The 17,573-nt window shown below is 68.3% G+C and carries 17 protein-coding genes; 1 reads left to right on the top strand and 16 read right to left on the bottom strand.

What is annotated here, in order from left to right:
* Positions 1–35 precede the first annotated feature (35 nt).
* Together QFZ42_RS11480 and QFZ42_RS11475 are read right to left on the bottom strand one after the other, a co-directional pair.
* Entirely contained in the window at positions 36–1,943 is a 1,908-nt protein-coding gene (locus QFZ42_RS11480) for a TRAP transporter large permease (protein ID WP_307701072.1), read from the bottom strand.
* A gap of 6 nt (positions 1,944–1,949) precedes the next feature.
* Positions 1,950–2,969: a TRAP transporter substrate-binding protein gene (locus tag QFZ42_RS11475; protein ID WP_307701071.1), complete on the bottom strand. Its 1,020-nt coding sequence runs from the start codon at positions 2,967–2,969 to the stop codon at positions 1,950–1,952.
* Between the two features lie 123 nt (positions 2,970–3,092).
* Between QFZ42_RS11475 and QFZ42_RS11470 the strand changes: the two genes are divergently transcribed.
* Positions 3,093–4,166, top strand: a complete 1,074-nt coding sequence (locus tag QFZ42_RS11470; RefSeq protein ID WP_307701070.1) for a LacI family DNA-binding transcriptional regulator — start codon at positions 3,093–3,095, stop codon at positions 4,164–4,166.
* Between the two features lie 30 nt (positions 4,167–4,196).
* Here the strand turns inward: QFZ42_RS11470 and QFZ42_RS11465 are convergent, their stop codons facing one another.
* From QFZ42_RS11465 to QFZ42_RS11400, 14 genes are all read right to left on the bottom strand, one after another.
* Positions 4,197–5,003 (bottom strand): enoyl-CoA hydratase/isomerase family protein, encoded by an 807-nt coding sequence (locus QFZ42_RS11465; protein WP_307701069.1) that lies wholly within the window; start codon positions 5,001–5,003, stop codon positions 4,197–4,199.
* Between the two features lie 28 nt (positions 5,004–5,031).
* The gene (locus QFZ42_RS11460; protein WP_307701068.1) at positions 5,032–5,868 is read right to left on the bottom strand and encodes an SDR family oxidoreductase; all 837 of its coding nucleotides are present in this window, start codon (positions 5,866–5,868) and stop codon (positions 5,032–5,034) included.
* Positions 5,869–5,903: 35 nt separating this feature from the next.
* Entirely contained in the window at positions 5,904–6,359 is a 456-nt protein-coding gene (locus QFZ42_RS11455; RefSeq protein ID WP_307701067.1) for a PaaI family thioesterase, read from the bottom strand.
* Between the two features lies 1 nt (position 6,360).
* Entirely contained in the window at positions 6,361–7,914 is a 1,554-nt protein-coding gene (locus tag QFZ42_RS11450) for a class I adenylate-forming enzyme family protein (RefSeq protein WP_307701066.1), read from the bottom strand.
* 22 nt (positions 7,915–7,936) lie between these two features.
* Positions 7,937–8,401 (bottom strand): PaaI family thioesterase, encoded by a 465-nt coding sequence (locus QFZ42_RS11445; RefSeq protein ID WP_307701065.1) that lies wholly within the window; start codon positions 8,399–8,401, stop codon positions 7,937–7,939.
* A gap of 11 nt (positions 8,402–8,412) precedes the next feature.
* On the bottom strand, positions 8,413–9,420 hold the full coding sequence (locus QFZ42_RS11440; RefSeq protein ID WP_307701064.1) for a tripartite tricarboxylate transporter substrate binding protein: 1,008 nt from the start codon (positions 9,418–9,420) through the stop codon (positions 8,413–8,415).
* Between the two features lie 17 nt (positions 9,421–9,437).
* On the bottom strand, positions 9,438–11,126 hold the full coding sequence (locus tag QFZ42_RS11435) for a long-chain-fatty-acid--CoA ligase (RefSeq protein ID WP_307701063.1): 1,689 nt from the start codon (positions 11,124–11,126) through the stop codon (positions 9,438–9,440).
* Positions 11,127–11,163: 37 nt separating this feature from the next.
* Positions 11,164–12,324: an acyl-CoA dehydrogenase family protein gene (locus QFZ42_RS11430; RefSeq protein WP_307701062.1), complete on the bottom strand. Its 1,161-nt coding sequence runs from the start codon at positions 12,322–12,324 to the stop codon at positions 11,164–11,166.
* Between the two features lie 16 nt (positions 12,325–12,340).
* Positions 12,341–13,174, bottom strand: coding sequence for an SDR family NAD(P)-dependent oxidoreductase (locus QFZ42_RS11425; RefSeq protein ID WP_307701061.1), 834 nt, complete (start codon positions 13,172–13,174; stop codon positions 12,341–12,343).
* 31 nt (positions 13,175–13,205) lie between these two features.
* On the bottom strand, positions 13,206–13,640 hold the full coding sequence (locus QFZ42_RS11420; RefSeq protein WP_307701060.1) for a MaoC family dehydratase: 435 nt from the start codon (positions 13,638–13,640) through the stop codon (positions 13,206–13,208).
* Positions 13,641–13,660: 20 nt separating this feature from the next.
* The gene (locus QFZ42_RS11415; RefSeq protein ID WP_307701059.1) at positions 13,661–14,104 is read right to left on the bottom strand and encodes a MaoC family dehydratase N-terminal domain-containing protein; all 444 of its coding nucleotides are present in this window, start codon (positions 14,102–14,104) and stop codon (positions 13,661–13,663) included.
* An 11-nt stretch (positions 14,105–14,115) separates the two neighbouring features.
* Positions 14,116–15,300: a lipid-transfer protein gene (locus QFZ42_RS11410; protein ID WP_307701058.1), complete on the bottom strand. Its 1,185-nt coding sequence runs from the start codon at positions 15,298–15,300 to the stop codon at positions 14,116–14,118.
* Between the two features lie 45 nt (positions 15,301–15,345).
* Positions 15,346–16,332, bottom strand: a complete 987-nt coding sequence (locus tag QFZ42_RS11405; RefSeq protein ID WP_307701057.1) for a tripartite tricarboxylate transporter substrate binding protein — start codon at positions 16,330–16,332, stop codon at positions 15,346–15,348.
* A 191-nt stretch (positions 16,333–16,523) separates the two neighbouring features.
* Entirely contained in the window at positions 16,524–17,561 is a 1,038-nt protein-coding gene (locus QFZ42_RS11400) for an AraC family transcriptional regulator (protein WP_307701056.1), read from the bottom strand.
* Positions 17,562–17,573 lie beyond the last annotated feature (12 nt).

Below are 17,573 nucleotides of genomic sequence, written 5' to 3'. Positions count from 1 at the left end.
CGGTTGGCTCCGGTGATGTGAGTGTGTTGTTGTGATCAGAATTTCAGGAAGCCGGTCGAGAACCACGGGAAGGCGGCCACGATCACCAGGCCCACCAGCATTGCCGCGATGTAGCCCCAGATGTGCTTGATGCCTTCGTCGGGGTTGACCTTGCTCACCGCGCATGCGCCGTAGTAGCCGACGCCGAAGGGCGGTGCGAAGAGGCCGATGCCCATCGAGAAGATCACAACCATCGCGTAGTGCACCTCGTGCACGCCCGCGGCCTTGGCAATGGGAAACAGCAAGGGGCCGAACAGCACGATGGCCGGAATGCCCTCGAGCACGCTGCCCAGCACGATGAAGGCGACGATGGATACGGCCAGGAAGCCGTAGGCGCCGCCCGGCAGCGCGCCCATGACGCGGGCCAGGTCCTGCGAGAAGCCCGACTGCGTGAGGCCCCAGGCCATGGCTGTGGCGCAGCCGACAATGAAGATGATCGCGCCCGAGAGCGAGGCCGTGTCGACCAGCATCGGCTTGAGCCGCTTCCAGTCGAACTGCCGGTACACGAAGAGCCCGACCAGCGCCGAGTACACGATGCCGATGGTCGATACCTCGGTGGCCGTGGCCACGCCTTCGACCACGGCGGCGCGGATCACGAAGGGCAGCAGCACCGCGGGCAGCGCGACCATCAGCAGCTTGCCGATTTCGCGCTTGCTGTAGCGCTGCACGCCGCCCAGGTCTTCGCGGCGGTAGCGCCACCACACGACCACGCACAGCGCCGCGCCCAGCACCACGGCCGGCAGCAGCCCGCCCGTGAACAGCGCGGCAATCGAAATGCCCGTGACCGAGCCGATGGTGATCAGCACGATCGATGGCGGAATCGTTTCGGTCTGGGCACCGGTGGCCGAGAGCAGCGCCACCAGGTCGCCGGGCTTGGCGCCGCGCTTGACCATCTCGGGGAACAGCACGGGCGCAATGGCCGCCATGTCGGCGATCTTGGAGCCCGAAATGCCAGACACCAGGTACATCGCGCCGATCAGCACATACGAGAGGCCGCCGCGCACATGGCCCAGCAGGCTCGCGAGGAACTGGATCATGGCGCGTGCCATGCCCGTCATCTCGATCAGCGCGCCCAGGAAAATGAAGAGCGGCACCGCGAGCAGGATCAGGTGCGACATGCCTTCGTCGAGCCGCCCCACCATTACCAGCAGCGGCGTGCGCGTGGTGAGCGCCAGGTAGCCGAAGGTGGCGAGCGCGAACGAGAACGCGATGGGCACGCCCGAAAGCACCGTGGCCGCCACCACGACCACGAAGAAGACAACCAGGTTGAACTTGCCGAGCGTTGCGAACAGTGGCGCGGCGAGCCAGAAGGCGGCCACCAGCGCGGCCATGCCGAGCACCGCGACTGCTATCTGCCTTCCTGTGCACACGCGCATCAGCCGCAGCAGCGCCATCACCAGCATGATGCCGATGCCGGCCGGAATGGCCGCGGCGCGCCAGGCGTTGCTGATTTCCAGCGCGGGCGTGACGATGAACGACTCTTCGTGCGCGTAGTCGATCGAGGGCCAGACGATGAGCACCAGGAACGTGATCGAAGCCGCGATGGCGAATGCGTCGAGCATGGCGCGCGTCGAGGGCGCCACCTTCTGCAGCAGCGCCGTCATGCGCATGTGCTCGCCACGCCGCAGCGCCACCACGGCCCCGAGCATCGAGAGCCACAGGAACAGGATCGACGCGAGTTCGTCCGACCACACCAGCGGCGCGTGGAACACGTAGCGCGACACCACGCCCGCGAACAGCACGCAGATCTCGGCCAGCACCAGCAGCGCGGCCACGGCCTCGACGGCGCCGCCGAGCACGCGGTCGGCGCGCGCGGCCATGCCGCTCAGCGCATTGGCCGAAGGGCCGGCGCCCACGTCCTCGTCCAGGAGGGTCGCCGCCTCGAAAGTGGATTCATGCACCATGGCCGCTCAGGCCAGCTTGCCGACGGTGCCTTCGAGCAGCGCCCACGCCTGGGGGCCGAAGCGGCCTTTCCATTCGCCGTAGAAACCCGACTCGCGCAGCTTGGCGCGGAAGCTGTCGGCGGTCGGGCGGTTGATGGTGAGGCCCTTGGCCTGCAGGTCGCCGACCACCGATTCGTTGAGCTTTTTGATGTCTTCGCGCTGCTGCATGCCGGCGTCGTTGATGGCGCGCGCCACGATGGTCTTGAGGTCGTCGGGCAGCGCCTCCCAGGCGCGGCCGTTGGCAATGAACCAGTAGCCGTCCCAGATGTGGTTGGTGAGCGAGCAGAACTTCTGCACCTCGAACAGCTTGGCCACCTGGATGATCGGCAGCGGGTTTTCCTGCGCATCGACGATCTTCGTCTGCAGGGCCGAGTAGACCTCGCTGAACTGCAGGCTCGCGGGCGCGGCGCCCAGGCCCTTGAACATGGAGATCGACAGTGGGCTCACGGGCACGCGGATCTTCAGGCCGTCCATGTCCTTGGCATTCGAGACGGCGGCCTTGCTGCTCGTGGTCTGGCGAAAGCCGTTGTCCCACATCTTCTCGAAGGCATAGAGGCGCGACTTGGCGATGGCGCCGCGCACGTGGGCGCCGAGCTTGCCGTCCATGGCGCCCCACACCTGGGCGTAGTCGTTGAAGGCGAAGCCCACCGCGTTGATGGCGGCCACCGGCACCAGCGTGGCAATGACGAGTGCAGACGGCGTGAAGAACTCGATGCCGCCCGAACGCACCTGCGCGAGCATGTCGGTGTCGCCACCGAGCTGGTTGTTCGGAAAGATCTTGATCTCGACCCGGCCGTTGGTTTCCTTGGCGATGCGGTCGGCAGCCTCTTGCGCGCGCACGTTCAGCGGATGGCTGAGCGGCAGGTTGTTGCCGTACTTGTACGAGAACTCCGCGGCGCGCGCGATGCGCGGCACGGCCGACACGATGCCGGCGGCGGGAAGGGCGGAAAGGGTGCGCAAAGCACTGCGGCGGGTCAGCGATGTCATGTTTTGTCTCCTGGATCTTCGGAATGCGGTTGATGCAATCTGATGCACCATTCAATTCGAGCCACAGCGAAGATAAAAGGATGCATCATCCAGGTCAAACTCGACCCTGATGGTTTTTGATGTATGCGGGATAACCCTTCACCTCCGTTGCCGACCTCGATGCCGACCGATGCGCGCCGCGCGCGCGTGGTCGACATCGCGCGTGCGGCTCAGGTGTCGACCGCGACTGTCGACCGCGTGCTCAACCGCCGCCCCGGCGTGCGCGACGCCACGGTGCAGCGCGTGCTCAAGGCCGCGGGCGAGCTCGACTACCTGCCGGGCCCCGAGCTCTACGCGGCGCTCACGCCGCCGCCGCTTCGGCTGGTGTTCCTGCTGCCCGCCGGCACCAACCGTTTCATCCGCATGCTGGGCGACATGGTGGGCTATTCGCAGGAGCACTGGGCGCCGTTCAACGTGCAGTGCCGCACGGTGTTCATCGAGAGCTTCAATCCGCAGGAGCTGGCGGACGCGCTGCGGCGCCACGGCCAGCGCTGCGACGGCATCGCGATGATGGCGCTGGAGCACCCCGCGGTGCGCGAGGCGGTCGCGGCGCTGGCCGCGCGCGGGCTGCCGGTGGTCACGCTGATCTCTGATCTGTCGAACTCGGAGCGGGCCGCGTTCGTGGGGCTGGACAACCGCGCGGCCGGGCGCACCGCGGGCTACCTCATCGGCCGCTTCATCGGTGCGCGCGCCGCCAAGGTCGCGCTCATCGCGGGCAGCCTGAGCTACAAGGCCCACGAAGAGCGCGAAGCCGGCTTCCTGCACGTGATCGACGAGATGTTTCCGCGGCTCGAGGTGGTGGGCCTGCGCGAAGGGCAGGACGACGCCGGCAAGAACTACCGCCAGACCCGCGCGCTGCTGGAGCAGTATCCCGACATGGGCGGCATCTACAACATCGGCGGTGCATCCGACGGCGTGGCGCGGGCGCTGAAAGAGGCCGGACGCGAGCAGAAGGTGGTCTTCATCGGGCACGGGCTCACGCCCGACACGCGCACGCTGCTGATCGACGGCAGCATGGACGCGGTGATTACGCAAAGCCCGCACACGACGCTGATGAACTGCGTGCGCATCTTCGCCAATTTGCGCGACGGGCGCGAAGCGCTCGGGGGTGTGGAAGCCACCCGCAGCCAGGTGATTTTTCGCGAGAACCTGCCGTAGCCGCGGGTTCGTTGCGAGGGCGCCGGCCGTTCAGCCGCCCGGCCACTGGAAGCGCGGCGCACGCTTGGCGAGGAAATCCGCCACGGCATCGCGATGGCCGGCGGTTCCCATGGCCAGCGCCTGCGCATTGGCCTCCAGTTCGAGCCGGGTGTCGAGGTCGTCCGCGGCAGCCAGGGTGCGCTTGATAAGGCTCACCGCCGAGGGCGAGGCGCCGGCGAAGCTGTCGGCCAGTGCGCGTGCGCGGGGAAGCAGCTGCTCGGGCGCCTGCAGCTCCATGGCCAGACCGAGGCGCAGTGCCTCTTCGCCGTCGACCTCTCGCGCCGAGAGCATCAGTTCCTTGGCGCGCTGCGCGCCGACGATGCGGGGCAAGGTATAGAAGGTGCCGCAATCGGGCACGAGCCCGATCTTGACGAAGGACACGCAGAGGCGCGCGCGCGGCGTGGCGATCACGAAGTCGGCCGCCATGGCCAGCCCGAATCCTGCGCCGAAGGCGGCGCCGTCGACCGCGGCGATCACCGGGCGGTCAAGCGTGATCAGGTCGCGCAGCCAGCCATGCAGGTCGTGCAGGCGTTCTCGCCAGCCCTGGTTGTCCAGGCCCGCGCTCGCGATGCTGCGCAGGTCGCCGCCGGAGCAGAAGTGCCCGCCGGCGCCGGTGATGACCAGGGCGCGCACACCGCGGTCGTGCCGCACGCGCCGCACCGCGTCGGCCACTTCTTCGCGCATGGCCGGACCGAGCGCGTTGCGGGTCGCGGGGTCGTCGAGCGTCAGTACCGCCGTCGTGCCATCGGTTTCGAAGCGGATGCGCTCGTAGGTTCGGGAAGCTTCGGATGTGGTCATTGATGTTTTTGAAAGAGCGTAGGCGGAGTCAGGGGGCCGGCTTCAGCGCTGAGCCCAGATCGCGCCCGCCGGCCAGCGAACTGCCGCCGTCCACCGGAATGACGGCCCCCGTGACGAAGCTCGACCACGGCGAACTCAGCATCAGCGCCATCAGCGCGACGTCTTCGGTGCGGCCGAAGCGCCCCAGGGGAATGGACGCCGCCATGGCCGCGAGCGCTTCCGGGCTGGGCGCCAGCCGGCGCACGCCTTCGGTGTCGCCGATCGGGCCCGGGACGATCGAGTTGACGCGCACGCCATCGGCGCCCCATTCCATGGCCAGCACGCGCGTGAGCATGTCGACACCGGCCTTGGCGGCGCACACATGCGCCTGGTAGGGCGTGGGGTTGGCGGCCTGCGGTGCCGAGATGTTGATGACCGATGCGCCCGGCCGCCGCAAGAATTCATGCGCCGAGCGCAGCACATTGAAGGTGCCCACCAGGTCGATGTCGATGACTGTGCGAAAGCCCTTGCTCGACATGCCGAGTGCCGGCGCCACGAAGTTGCCGGCGGCCCCCGACACCAGCACGTCGATGGGGCCGAAGGCTTCGTGCGCCGCGGCCAGCGCGGCGCCGATGCTGTCCGCATCGCGCACGTCGGCGCTCCAGCCCTCGGCCCGTCCGCCGTGGCTGCGCAGGCGCTCGACGGCGGCGGCGACGCGTTCGGGCGAGCGGCTGGCGATGCCGACGCGGGCGCCGCGCCGGGCGAAAGCCTCGGCGATCGACAGATTGATGCCGCTGCTTCCGCCGGCGACGAAAACCGTGCGGCCCTGGAAGTCGAAGGCCACCTCGGGCGACGGGGCGAGAGAAGCTTCTGCGTGTTCGGTCATGGGCGATGTATGAATGAAGAAAGGCGCCGCCGCGCTCAGGATTCCGACGGCGGAAGTGGCAGGTAGCGAAACGACCCGAGCGCGTTGGCCACCAGCTCGCCGCTGGCGTCACGCGCCTCGGCGGAGCACGAAACGACGCCGTCGTGGGTCTCCAGCGCCAAGCCGTCTGCCACGATGCAGCCGAGGCCGGGCCGCAGGAAGCTGGTATTCAGGTTCAGCGTGACAGCCGTCTTGGTGAAGTCGACCAGCGAAACCGCCGCGCTCGCCATCACCACGTCGAGCATGGTGAGGATCACGCCGCCGTGCACGGCGCCGATCACGTTCTGCAGTTCGGGCCGCGCATCGATCAGGAGCCGTGCCCGGCCGCCTTCCGAATAGGCACGCTGCACGCCCATCATCCGCGTGAACGGTACGCGGGCGTAGGCGCCGCGGCGGGCTTCCGCCGCGCTGTGCTCCGCGGTGGTCATCTCAGCGGCCATCACGTCGGGCATCTCATCGGCCATACGCGGCGCGCAGAGCGGTCTTGAGCACCTTGCCGGCGGCGCTCATCGGCAGGTTGTCGGCAAAGGCGATGCTGCGCGGGCACTTGTAGCCGGCCAGTTCGCGGCGGCACCAGACCGTGAGCTCGGCGACGAGTTCGGCCGCGACGGCATCGCTTGCCGAACCATTCACCGCATCGGCCGCCGGATGCCCCGCGCGCACCACGACCACCGCATGCACCGCTTCGCCCCATCGTGCATCCGGCACGCCGATCACCGCGGCGTCGGACACCGCCGGATGGCTGCGCAGCGCCGCCTCGACCTCGCCGGAATAGACGTTTTCGCCGCCCGAAATGATCATGTCCTTGAGCCGGTCGGCAATGAAGATGTAGCCGTCTTCGTCCATGCGCGCGGCGTCGCCGGTGCGAAACCAGCCGTCCCGGAATGCTTGCCGGGTGACCTCCGGCAGGTTCCAGTAGCCGCGCGTGACCATGGGGCCGCGCACCACGATTTCTCCGACCGCTCCACGCGGCAGGTCGGCGCCCGATTCGTCGACGATGCGGATCTCGGCGCCGAGGCCGGCTCGGCCCACCGAGCGCCACCGGTCCGCAAGGCGTGCCGCGCCGCGGTGATTCTCTGGCGGATTGATGCAGACGGCGCCTGCGGTTTCGGTCAGGCCGTAGGCCTGGAAGAACTCGGCCTCGGGCCAGGCCTGAAGGGCGCGGTCCAGCAGGTCGGGCGGCATGGGCGCGGCGCCGAATGCGATGCGGTTCAGCGACTGCGCGCGCGCCGGGTCGAAGCCTGACCAGTCGAGCACGCTCTGCAGCATGCTCGGCACCATCACGGTGTCGGTGATGCCGTGGCGCTCGATGGCCGCGAGCACCGGCTCCGGCCTGAAGTTCGGCATCGTGAGGCAGGTGCCGCCGACGATCGACTGGCCCACCAGCCGGCCGAGCCCGGCCACGTGGAACAGCGGCGCCACCAGCAAAGACACGCTGTCGGGCGAGTTCGGCAGTTCGGCGGCGCGCGTCATCGAGGCCGTCCAAAAATTGGCGTGCGAGAGCATCACGCCCTTCGAGCGGCCCGTGGTGCCGCCGGTGTAGAGCAGGGTGCACAGCGCGTCGCCGCCGGTGCGGCTGTCGGGCAACACGGCGCAACCCGCCGCCTCGCCGGCCAGCCTGCTGAACGACAGCACCGGTGCCAGGTCGCCCAACGCTGCACCGGCCTCGCTCATCGCATCGTCGGTCACCAGCAGGAGGGCGCCCGCGTCGGCCAGCGCATGGCGGAACTCGGGCACGCTCCATCGCGTGTTCAGCGGGCACGCCACCGCGCCGAGCCACCAGCAGGCCCACAGCCCCACGATGAGCCGGTCGCTGTTGGGCGCCAGCAGCGCCACGCGGTCACCGGGCCGTATGCCCCGTGCCTGCAGCGCGGCCGCATGGCGCGCCACCGCGTCCAGGAGTTCGGCGAAGTCGAGCGATCGTTCAGAGTCTTCCGCGACATGGCGCAATGCCGTCTTGTTCGGATGGCGCTGCACCGCGCGGTGCAGGCCCTGTGTCAGGTACATGTGAGTCTCCGGCTCCGTGGATTCAGTTGCGGCAAGACGCATCGACGGCGGCTTTTGCATCGGCCGGCGCGCGGTAGCGGAAGGTGCCCATCGCCTTGGCCACCACGGTTCCGCCGCCGTCGATCAGCTCGGCTTCGCAAAAACACACCGAGCGCCCACCGCCCGTCGCGCGGCCGGTGGCCACGAGGCGGCCTGCCGCGGGGCGCATGAAGCCGATGTGCATGTCGATGGTCACCACTTCGCGGCTGTAGCCGATGCGGCTGAGCGCGGCATGCGCCATGGCGCTGTCGAGCAGCGTCATGACGACGCCGCCATGGCCGCCGCCGTGGTTGTTGCACAGCTCGGGCCGCAGGTCGAGCGAGACCACCGCCTTGCCGTCGGCGGCAAAGTCGCGGCTGGCGGCGAGCAGTTCGAGAAAGGGCACGTGGCGATCGGGTCCCGCGACGGGGCGCGCCATCGATTCGGCTTCGGTGAGGGTTTCGTTCATCTGCACGAGATTCATTCGGGCTTGAAGCCGACCTCGTCGAGCATCTGCTTCTCGCGTGTGTACTGGGCCAGCGCGTAGGCGCGGAATGCGGTGCCGTCCATCGGCCAAGCGGCAAGGTCGAAATCGCTCAGGAGGCGCTGGTAGGTCGCGTCTTCCATGCCCTTGCGCAGCGCCGTCTGCAAGCGCGCGGAAATCTTCGGATCGAGATTCTTCGGGGCCACCAGTCCGAACGGCGACTGGATCACGAGGTTGTAACCCTGTTCCCTGACCGTCGGCACGTCGGGCCAGCGCTTCAGGCGCTCTTCGGTGAACGTGGCCAGCACGCGCACCTTGCCGCCTGTTGCCATCGCGCCGAAACCCGGGTCGCCCGACACGTCGAGGTGGCGGCCGATGAGGGCGGTGAGCTGCTCGTTGCCGCCCTTGAACGGAATGAAGTTGAACTTGACGCCTGCCGCGCGCGCCAGCCGCTCGGCATAGATGCGGTTGATGCTGGTGCTGCCGACGTTGCCCCAGCTGATCTCGCCCGGGCGCTTCCTGGCATCGGCCAGCAGGTCCGCGAGGTTTTTCCATGGCGCATCGGCCGCCACCGCAATGCCGGTGGCCAGGCCGGCCATGCCGATCACGTAGCTGAAGTCGGTCCGCGGGTCCCACGGCACCTTGATCATGTGCGGCTGGCGGATGACGGTGTTGTGCATCACGGCCAGCGTGTAGCCGTCGGCGTCACCCATGGTCGTGAGGCTGGCCGTGCCCGTGACGCCGCCCGCTCCCGCCCTGTGCGTCAGCACGAAGGGCTGGCCGATTTCCTGCGAGGCCGCGTCGAGCATGGCGCGCACCACCGCGTCGAGCATGCCGCCCGCCGGAAACGGGAGGATGACGGTGATGGGCTTGGACGGAAACTCGGCCGCCAGCGCCGTGCCGTGCCGACCGAGCGCCGCCATGCCGATTACGGCGAGCGCACCGGCACCGAGGGCCCGGCGTGTCAGCGCCGGATGGGCGGAAGGAAAAGATGAGGTCTGCATGCTTGTCTCCTTGATCGTCAGTGCACGGCGCGTTCGACTTCGGCCATGGCTTCTTCCTGCAGCAGCCGCCACCGCACCTTGCCGGTTTCCGATTTGGGCAGCGCACTGCGGAACACCACGCTGCGCGGCACCTTGTAGGCCGAAAGCCGCTCGCGGCACCACGCGGCAATGCCTTCCACATCGACCTGCGCGCCCGGCCTGCACACCACCAGCGCGCGTACGGACTCACCCTGGCGGGCGTCCGGCACGGCCACCACGCAGGCCTCGTGCACGGCCGGGTGCTGGTGAAGAAGGTCTTCCACCTCGGCCGGCCACACCTTGAAGCCGCTGACATTGATCATGCGTTTGAGCCGGTCGCGCATGAAGAAGAAGCCGTCGGCATCGCGGCACGCAAGGTCGCCGGTGCGAAAGAAGCGCTTGCCGTCCCGCTCGAAGAAGGCGGCCGCGTCGGCTTCGGGGTTGTTCCAGTAGCCGAGCATGAGCTGCTCGCCATGCGTGACGAGTTCGCCGACTTCGCCGTCGGGCAGCGGCGCCAGCGTGACCGGGTCGACGATGCGTGAATCGACGCCGAAAGCCGGCAGGCCGAGCGACAGCGTCTTGCCGTTGCCCGGCGGGTTGCCGTGCAGGAACGAGGCCGTCTCGGTGAGCCCATAGCCTTCCACATACGAAATACCGAAGCGCTCCCGCAGCAGAGCGGCAACCGCCTGCGGCATCGGGGCGCCGCCGCCGTTGAGCATGCTGAGGCTGCGCAGGTCGCGCTGCACGGTTTCGGGGTGCGCGAAGAAGTCGTTCAGCATCGCGGGCGGCGCGGCCCAGGTGGTGACACGGTAGCGCTCGATGGCGCGGCCCGCGGCCACCACATCCCAGCGCGGCAGCATCACGACGGTGGCGCCTTGCGAAATCGGCATCAGCATGGCGTTCTGCAGCCCGAGCATGTGAAAGAGCGGCGCCACCGCGAGCACCACCGCCTCGGCATGCAGGCCGCGCCACAGGGCGGCGCCGTACGTCGAAGCCAGCACGGTGCGGTGCGTGTGCATGCAGCCCTTGGGATGGCCCGTGGTGCCCGAGGTGTAGGGCAGCAGGCACAGGTCGGTGGGCTGCGTGTCCACGTCATGCGGCGGCGGCGCGTCGGCCAACGCCGCCTGCCACGCCACCGCGCGGGGCAGGTCGAGCGGCATGCGCGCCGCTGTCACGCTGTCGGGCACCGGCTGCGTGGGCGGGTGCCCCAATGCATCGGAGTAGGTGTGCACGACGGCATGTGCGAGCCGCCCGTCTTGCAGCGCAGGTGCCACCGCCGCGAGCAGTTCCTGCGCCACGCAAGCCACGCGGGCGCCGCTGTCGGCCAGGTAGTGCGACACCTCGGCCGCGGTGCTCATGGCATTGATCGGAACCACCACGCCGCCCGCGCGCACGATGGCATGAAACGCGACCACGAACTGCGGGCAGTTCTGGCTCAGCAGCAGCACGCGGTCGCCGCGGTTCACGCCGTGCTGCTGCAGGTGGCCGGCCAGCCGCACGGCCTGGCCGTGCAACGCGGCATAGGTGACGGCGTTCTCGCAGAAGAAGATAGCGGGCTTGTCGGGAAAGCGCAGCGCCGCCGATTCGAGCTGCTGCCACAGCGTGATGCGCGGCACGTGAATGCGTGCGGGCAGCCCGCGCGGCCAGTGCGATGGCGGGGTCTCGGCGAGGGCGGAGCGGTCGGTCATGGGCGGCGGAACCGGTTCTTGCTGGATGGGATCGAGGTCAGGGTTCGATCGCGCGAGCGATGATTTCCTTCATCACCTCGGTCGAACCGCCGTAGATGCGGCCGACGCGTGCGTCGGCCCAGATGCGCGCAATCGGGTATTCGCTCATGTAGCCGTAGCCCCCGTGGATCTGCACGCACTCGTCGGCCACGCGGCACAGTGCGTCGGTGCTCCACCACTTGGCCATGGCAGCGGTGGCGGCGTCCAGCTCGCCGCGCAGCAGGCGGGCCATGCAGTCGTCGACGAAGCTACGTGCAATGGTCGCCTGCGTCTGGCATTCAGCGAGGCGGAAGCGCGTGTTCTGCAGGCTCATCAGGGTGTCGCCGAAGATCTGGCGTTGCGCGGCGTAGGCCACGGTGTCGTCCACCGCGCGCTGCATCGTGGCGGCGGCGCCCACTGCAATGAGCAACCGCTCGCGCGGCAGCTGCTGCATGAGCTGCACGAAGCCGCGGCCTTCGGTGTCGCCGAGCAGGTTCCAAGCCGGCACGCGCACCTCGTCGAAGAACAGTTCGACCGTGTCCTGGCCGCGCTGTCCCACCTTCTCGAGCAGCTTGCCGCGCCGGAAGCCCGGCAGGTCGACGGTTTCCACCATCAGCAGCGAAATGCCCTTGGCGCCCTGTGCAGGGTCGGTCTTCACCGCGACGCACACCAGGTCGGCATGCAGGCCGTTGGTGATGAAGGTCTTGGCACCGTCCAGAACGTAGTGGTTGCCGTCCAGCCGCGCCGAGGTCTTGATGCGCTGAAGGTCGGTGCCCGCCCCGGGTTCGGTCATGGCAATGGCGCCGACCATGTCCCCGCTGGCCATCTTCGGCAGCCAGCGCAGCTTTTGCTCTTCAGAGCCGTAGCCCAGCAGGTAATGCGCGAGGATGCCGCTGTGCACGTTGAGGCTGAAGCTGTTGACCAGCGCGCGGCCTTGCTCTTCGCAGATCACCGCCTCATGCAGCACGCCGCCGCCACCGCCGCCGTAGGCTTCCGGAATGCCCGGGCACAGCAGGCCGAGCTCGCCCGCGCGGCGCCAGATGGCGCGATCGGGGTGGTGCTGGCGCGCCCATTCTTCCTGGCGCGGCACGCACTCCGTTTCGAAGAAGCGGCGTGCGGTGTCGGCCAGCATGGACAGCTCGGCGTCCATCCAGGGGCGTGCAGCGGTGGGCAAGGGCATTGCTCGCGGCTCCGGCTCAGGGACGGCCGCCGCCGCAGACCAGCACCTGTCCGCTGACGTAGTCCGACTCGGGAATGCAGAACAGGTAGACGGCGCCCGCCGCTTCTTCGGCCGTGCCGCCACGGCCCAGCGGTATCAGCGATTCGGCGTTCTTGAGTATCTGCGGGTTCACGCCGACCTTGATCTGGCGGCCGTCGATGTCGATGCTGGCATCGGCGTTGGCGTCCGCCTCGGTCAACCGCGTCCTGATGAGGCCGAAGGCCACGCTGTTCACGTTGACCTTGTAGCGGCCCCATTCCTTTGCAAGCGCCTTGGTCAGCCCATTGATGCCCGACTTGGCCGCCGCGTAGTTGGCTTGGCCCGCGTTGCCGTAGACGCCCGAGGTCGAGGAGATGTTCACCACCTTGCGCAGCACCGGCGTGCCGGCCTCGGCCTCGCGCTTGGACGCTTCGCGGATGAAGCCGGCCGCGGCCCGCAGGATGCGAAAGGGCGCGGTCAGGTGCACGGCGAGGATGTCTTCCCATTGCTCGTCGCTCATCTTCTGGATCACGTTGTCCCAGGTGTAGCCGGCGTTGTTGACGATGATGTCCAGCCCGCCATAGGTTTCGATCGCGGTGCCGACGAAGCGCGCGCCGAAGTCGGGCTGCGTCACGCTTCCGATGCAGGCCACGGCCTGGCCGCCGGCCTCGCGGATGGCCGCCACGGTTTCGGCGGCCGGTGCCTCGTCGAGGTCGTTGACCACCACGCGCGCGCCTTCGCTCGCAAGCTTGAGTGCGATGCTGCGGCCGATGCCGCGCCCCGAGCCCGACACCAGGGCCACCTTGTCGTGCAACTTGTTCAGCTTGTTCATGGATTGGAATGCGTTGGGGAAGATGAAGAGATCAAGGCAGGGCCACCACGGCATCGCCCGTGAGCTTGACCTGGCCGTTCTGATCGATGGTGGAGAGCTCGAGCCGCATGCGGCGCTCGCCGCCCACTTCGAATTTCTCGGCCACGCGGCCTTCGCAACGCACCCGGTCGCCCACGTGCGTGATGGCCGCAAAGCGCACGCCGTAGCTGCGCAGCGCCGAGGGCGGCGCCCAGTTCGTCAGCAGCCGGCCGAGCCAGGCCATCGACAGCATGCCGTGGGCGAACACGTCGGCCTGCCCGGCGCTGCGTGCGAAGTCGATGTCGACGTGAATCGGGTTGTGGTCGCCCGATGCGCCGCAGTACAGCGCGAGCATCAGGCGCGAAACGGGTTCGAGTTCGAGCGCGGGCAGCGTATCGCCGACCTGCAGGTCGGCGAAGCGGAGAATGTGCGAAGTTGTCGAGGTCATGGTGGTGCGTTCAGAACCGTTCAGGCATTGCGCAGCACGGTCACGGCGCGCAGTTCGGCTACGCGCGCATCGCGCTGGTTGCGTACCTGCGTGCGGCGCACCACGAACTCCAGCGCGCCGCCTTTCTTGTCGTAGATGTCCTCGATGCGTTGCTCGAAGCGCAGCGTGTCGCCGGCGTGCGCCGGGGCGTGATACGTGAACTGCTGCTCGCCGTGCAGCAGCCTGCGGTAGTCCATGCCCAGCAGGTTGCGGATGGCGGCGGGGTCGGGCGCATCCATCTCCAGGCAGAACAGGAATGTGGGCGGCACGAGCAACCCGGGCAGGCCGGCTGCGCGAGCCGCTTCTTCATCCACGTACAGCGGATCGGTCTGGCCCGTGGCCTTGGCGAAGAAGCGCAGCCGGCCGGCCTCCACGCGCACATCGAAGGCGGGGAGGGCGTGGCCGATGAAGCGGCGGTCGATCATCCCGCTGCCCCTCAAGCGCGCTGGTAGAGCGTGACCACGCAGGCGCCGCCCAGCCCAAGGTTGTGCTGCAGCGCGAGGCGCGCGCCCTCCACCTGCCGCTGTTCGGCCTGGCCGCGCAGCTGCCAGGTGAGTTCGGCACATTGGGCCAACCCGGTCGCACCGAGGGGATGGCCCTTGGAAAGCAGCCCGCCGGACGGATTGGTGACCACGCGGCCGCCATAAGTGTTGTCGCCTTCGAGAATGAATTTTTCCGCCGTGCCTTCGGGCGTGAGGCCGAGCCCTTCGTAGGTGATGAGCTCATTGGCGGTGAAGCAGTCGTGCAGCTCCACCACGTCGATGTCTTCGGGGCCGATGCCGGCCGCCTCGTACACCTGCCGGGCGGCGGCCACCGTCATGTCGTAGCCGACCACCTTGCGCATGTCGTGGGCGTCGAAGGTGCTGGGCCTGTCGGTCGTCATGGCTTGCGCGGCAATCGAAACCGTGGTGTCGATGCCGTGGCGCCGCGCGAAGTCTTCCGAGCACACCACGGCCGCGGCGGCGCCGCAGGTGGGCGGGCAGCACTGCAGCCGCGTCATCGGCTCGAACACCGTCGGCGCGGCCATCACCTCGTCGAGCGTGACGGTGTCGCGGAACACGGCCATCGGGTTGCGCGCCGCATGCTGGCGCGCCTTGACCGAGATGCGGCCGAAGGTGTCGGCGCGGATGCCGTATTCCTTCATGTAGTCGCGCCCGGCGCCGCCGAAGAATTGCGCAGCGCGCGGTGCGGCGGGGTCGAAGCCCTGCAGGGCGGTCATTTCTTCGGCGAAGCGCGCCATCGGCGAGGGGCGGTCGTCGTACGCGCCCTTCAGCGCGCCCGGCACCATCTGCTCGAAGCCCAGCGCCAGCGCGCATTCGACCATGCCGCTCTCGACGGCCTGCCGCGCGAGGAAGAGCGCGCTCGATCCGCTGGAGCAGTTGTTGTTGAGGTTGAACACCGGCACGCCGGTGAGGCCGACACGGTAGATGGCGGCCTGGCCGGCGGTCGAGTCGCCATACACATAGCTCACGCAGGCCTGCTGCACTTCGGCATAGGGCACGCGTGCATCGTCGAGCGCAAGGCGCGCGGCACGCTCGCCCATCACGAGGTAAGGGTCGCTCTTGCCGGGTTTGCTGAAGGGAATCATGCCGACGCCGGCAACGATGACTTTGCGTTTCATGGTCTTTCCTGGGTCACGGAATGGAAGAAGAAAAGGCGACGCGGCCTACTGCAGCTTGATGCCGAGCTGTTCGATGAAGATCTTTTCGCGCGCCGTCTGCTCGGCGGCGTATTGCTGGTACGCCGCGCTCGACATGTAGAGGTCGGGCTGGTCGTAGAGCTCCAGCGCACGCTGGTACGCCGGGTCTTTCATCGCGCGGTGGAATGCGTCGTGCAGCGTCTTCACCAGCGCCGGGTCCATGCCCTTGGGACCGACGATGCCGACCGGCGAATTGACGGTGATGTCGTGGCCCATTTCCTTCAGCGTGGGCACCTGCGGCCAGCGCTTCAGGCGCTTGTCGCCCAGGGTGGCGAGCACGCGGGCCTTGCCGCTCTCGACCAGCGCGCCCCAACCGGGGTCGGAGATGACGTCGATATGCCCGCCGAGCAGCGCGCTGGTTTCCTCGGCCATGCCCTTGAACGGAATGAAGTTGAACTTCAGGCCCGTGGCGCGCGACAGGCGTTCCATTGCAATGTGGCCGCCGCTGCCCACGCCGGTCGAGCTGTAGCTGATCTGTCCCGGACGGCGCTTGGCGTCGTCGAGCAGGTCTTGCAGCGTCTTCCAAGGTGCGTCGTCGCGCACGACAAAGCCGTTGGTGAAGCCCGTGAGATTGATGATGTAGGTGAAGTCGGTCACCGGGTCGTAGCTCACCTTCTGCAGATGCAGCAGGCGAAACAGCGTGGCCGGAGCGACGGAGATGGTGTAGCCGTCGGGTGCCGCGTTGCGCGCCATGGCCGCCGGCGCCAGCGTGCCGGCCAGGCCCGCCTGGTTGACCACCACAACCGTCTGGCCGATTTCCTTGCCCAGCGCCAATGCAATGGCACGCATCTGCGCATCGCTGGCACCCCCCGCGGGAAAGGGCAGGATCAGCGTCACGGGCTTGTGCGGATAGGCGGGCGGCTGGGCCAGGACCGCCGGCGCGGCGGCAAGGCACGCGGCCGATGCGGCAAGTGCGCCAAGGGCCTGGCGGCGGGAAAGAGCGCGATACGTCATCTCTGTCTCCTGTCTTTTTCGGCCGCTGTGTCGCTGCCTGTGGGCGATCGCCGGCGGTGGCCGGTGTCATGTCGAACCTTGCGAATTTCGCAGGACCGATGACGAAAGTTTAGGGAGACGGTGCCGTGCGGCCCATGGCCGAACCGATGATTCGGATTGGCACGATCGATCAGCCTGCCGCTGCGGCGGGCTCAGTGCTCGCGCAGCCGCGTGGTTCGGTATTCGCCCGGGGCCACGCCGGTCCAGTGCTTGAAGGCGCGGTGAAAAGTGCTGGCTTCGGAGAAGCCGAGCCGCTGCGCGATTTCGACCAGGTTCAGCTCGGGCCGCGCCAGGTACTCGATGGCGGCATCGCGCCGCAGGTCGTCCTTGATGGCACGGTAGCCTTGGCCTTCTTCGGCCAGGCGGCGGCGCAATGTCTGCGGCGTGACGGCCAGCTGTTTGCCGACCGCTTCGAGAGAAGGCAGTTCATCGGCCAACTGACGACGCAAGATTCGGCGGATGCGCTCGGTCATGCTGGTCTGGTCGCGGTACTTCACCAGCAGGCTCGCCGGTGCCTGACGCAAAAATTCTTCGAGGCTTTGCTCGTTCTGCACCACCGGCAGTTCGAGCCAGCGCGCCTCGAAGCACCAGCCGGTGCAGCCCGTGCCAAAACGCACCGGTGCCTGGAACAACGCGGGCGCATCGCTGGCGCGCTCGTCCTGGTGCGGGTAGTCCACCTGCAGCAGCGGTACGCGCCGCGCGACGAGCCACGACACCAGTCCATAGGCAAGAAAAGAGAACGCCCGCTGGGCGTACGCCACCGAAGCCGTGAGCGGCACGCGCGGCACCAGCGCGAACGTGGCCTCGCCTTGCTGCACATGCAGGCGCGGCACGAAATCGCTGAGCAGCAAACGGTAGTGGCGCAGTCCCAGCGTCAGGGCCTCTCCGAGCGTGCGGCAGCGGATCAGGAGGCGCGTGGCCTGCGCAAAGCTCCCGGTCGGTACCGGCTGGCTGCACAGGCCCCACAGCTCATCGCGCAACCGGTGGCGAAGCGCAAAGATGAGGGCCGCGAACTGGTCCTGTGTGACCCGCGAAAGCGGCGCATCGAGCAGCGCCGCCGAGATGCCCGCACGCTGCAGCAGCGCATCCACATCGGCGCCCCGCGCACGCGCGCCGATCAGGATCTGATCGACGTGCTGGATGCCGATGGTGTGACGCGTGCTGTGTGTCGGTGTCTGCCTGGGGGCCATGAACGTTCCGGA

It is taken from the genome of Variovorax paradoxus (assembly GCF_030815855.1).
In the GTDB taxonomy this organism is placed as follows: Bacteria; Pseudomonadota; Gammaproteobacteria; order Burkholderiales; family Burkholderiaceae_C; genus Variovorax; species Variovorax paradoxus_M.
The sequence above is the reverse complement of the archived record's forward strand: the minus strand, read 5'-3'. Positions and strand labels throughout refer to the sequence as shown.

Bases quoted from the DNA above. Each gene is read 5' to 3' on its own strand.
- QFZ42_RS11480 (WP_307701072.1), bottom strand. From the start codon at position 1,943: ATGGTGCATGAATCCACTTTCGAGGCGGCGACCCTCCTGGACGAGGAC.
- QFZ42_RS11460 (WP_307701068.1), bottom strand. From the start codon at position 5,868: ATGACCGAACACGCAGAAGCTTCTCTCGCCCCGTCGCCCGAGGTGGCC.
- QFZ42_RS11435 (WP_307701063.1), bottom strand. From the start codon at position 11,126: ATGACCGACCGCTCCGCCCTCGCCGAGACCCCGCCATCGCACTGGCCG.
- QFZ42_RS11400 (WP_307701056.1), bottom strand. From the start codon at position 17,561: ATGGCCCCCAGGCAGACACCGACACACAGCACGCGTCACACCATCGGC.
- QFZ42_RS11475 (WP_307701071.1), bottom strand. From the start codon at position 2,969: ATGACATCGCTGACCCGCCGCAGTGCTTTGCGCACCCTTTCCGCCCTT.
- QFZ42_RS11470 (WP_307701070.1), top strand. From the start codon at position 3,093: ATGCGGGATAACCCTTCACCTCCGTTGCCGACCTCGATGCCGACCGAT.
- QFZ42_RS11450 (WP_307701066.1), bottom strand. From the start codon at position 7,914: ATGTACCTGACACAGGGCCTGCACCGCGCGGTGCAGCGCCATCCGAAC.
- QFZ42_RS11425 (WP_307701061.1), bottom strand. From the start codon at position 13,174: ATGAACAAGCTGAACAAGTTGCACGACAAGGTGGCCCTGGTGTCGGGC.
- QFZ42_RS11445 (WP_307701065.1), bottom strand. From the start codon at position 8,401: ATGAACGAAACCCTCACCGAAGCCGAATCGATGGCGCGCCCCGTCGCG.
- QFZ42_RS11440 (WP_307701064.1), bottom strand. From the start codon at position 9,420: ATGCAGACCTCATCTTTTCCTTCCGCCCATCCGGCGCTGACACGCCGG.
- QFZ42_RS11410 (WP_307701058.1), bottom strand. From the start codon at position 15,300: ATGAAACGCAAAGTCATCGTTGCCGGCGTCGGCATGATTCCCTTCAGC.
- QFZ42_RS11420 (WP_307701060.1), bottom strand. From the start codon at position 13,640: ATGACCTCGACAACTTCGCACATTCTCCGCTTCGCCGACCTGCAGGTC.
- QFZ42_RS11405 (WP_307701057.1), bottom strand. From the start codon at position 16,332: ATGACGTATCGCGCTCTTTCCCGCCGCCAGGCCCTTGGCGCACTTGCC.
- QFZ42_RS11415 (WP_307701059.1), bottom strand. From the start codon at position 14,104: ATGATCGACCGCCGCTTCATCGGCCACGCCCTCCCCGCCTTCGATGTG.
- QFZ42_RS11465 (WP_307701069.1), bottom strand. From the start codon at position 5,003: ATGACCACATCCGAAGCTTCCCGAACCTACGAGCGCATCCGCTTCGAA.
- QFZ42_RS11430 (WP_307701062.1), bottom strand. From the start codon at position 12,324: ATGCCCTTGCCCACCGCTGCACGCCCCTGGATGGACGCCGAGCTGTCC.
- QFZ42_RS11455 (WP_307701067.1), bottom strand. From the start codon at position 6,359: ATGCCCGACGTGATGGCCGCTGAGATGACCACCGCGGAGCACAGCGCG.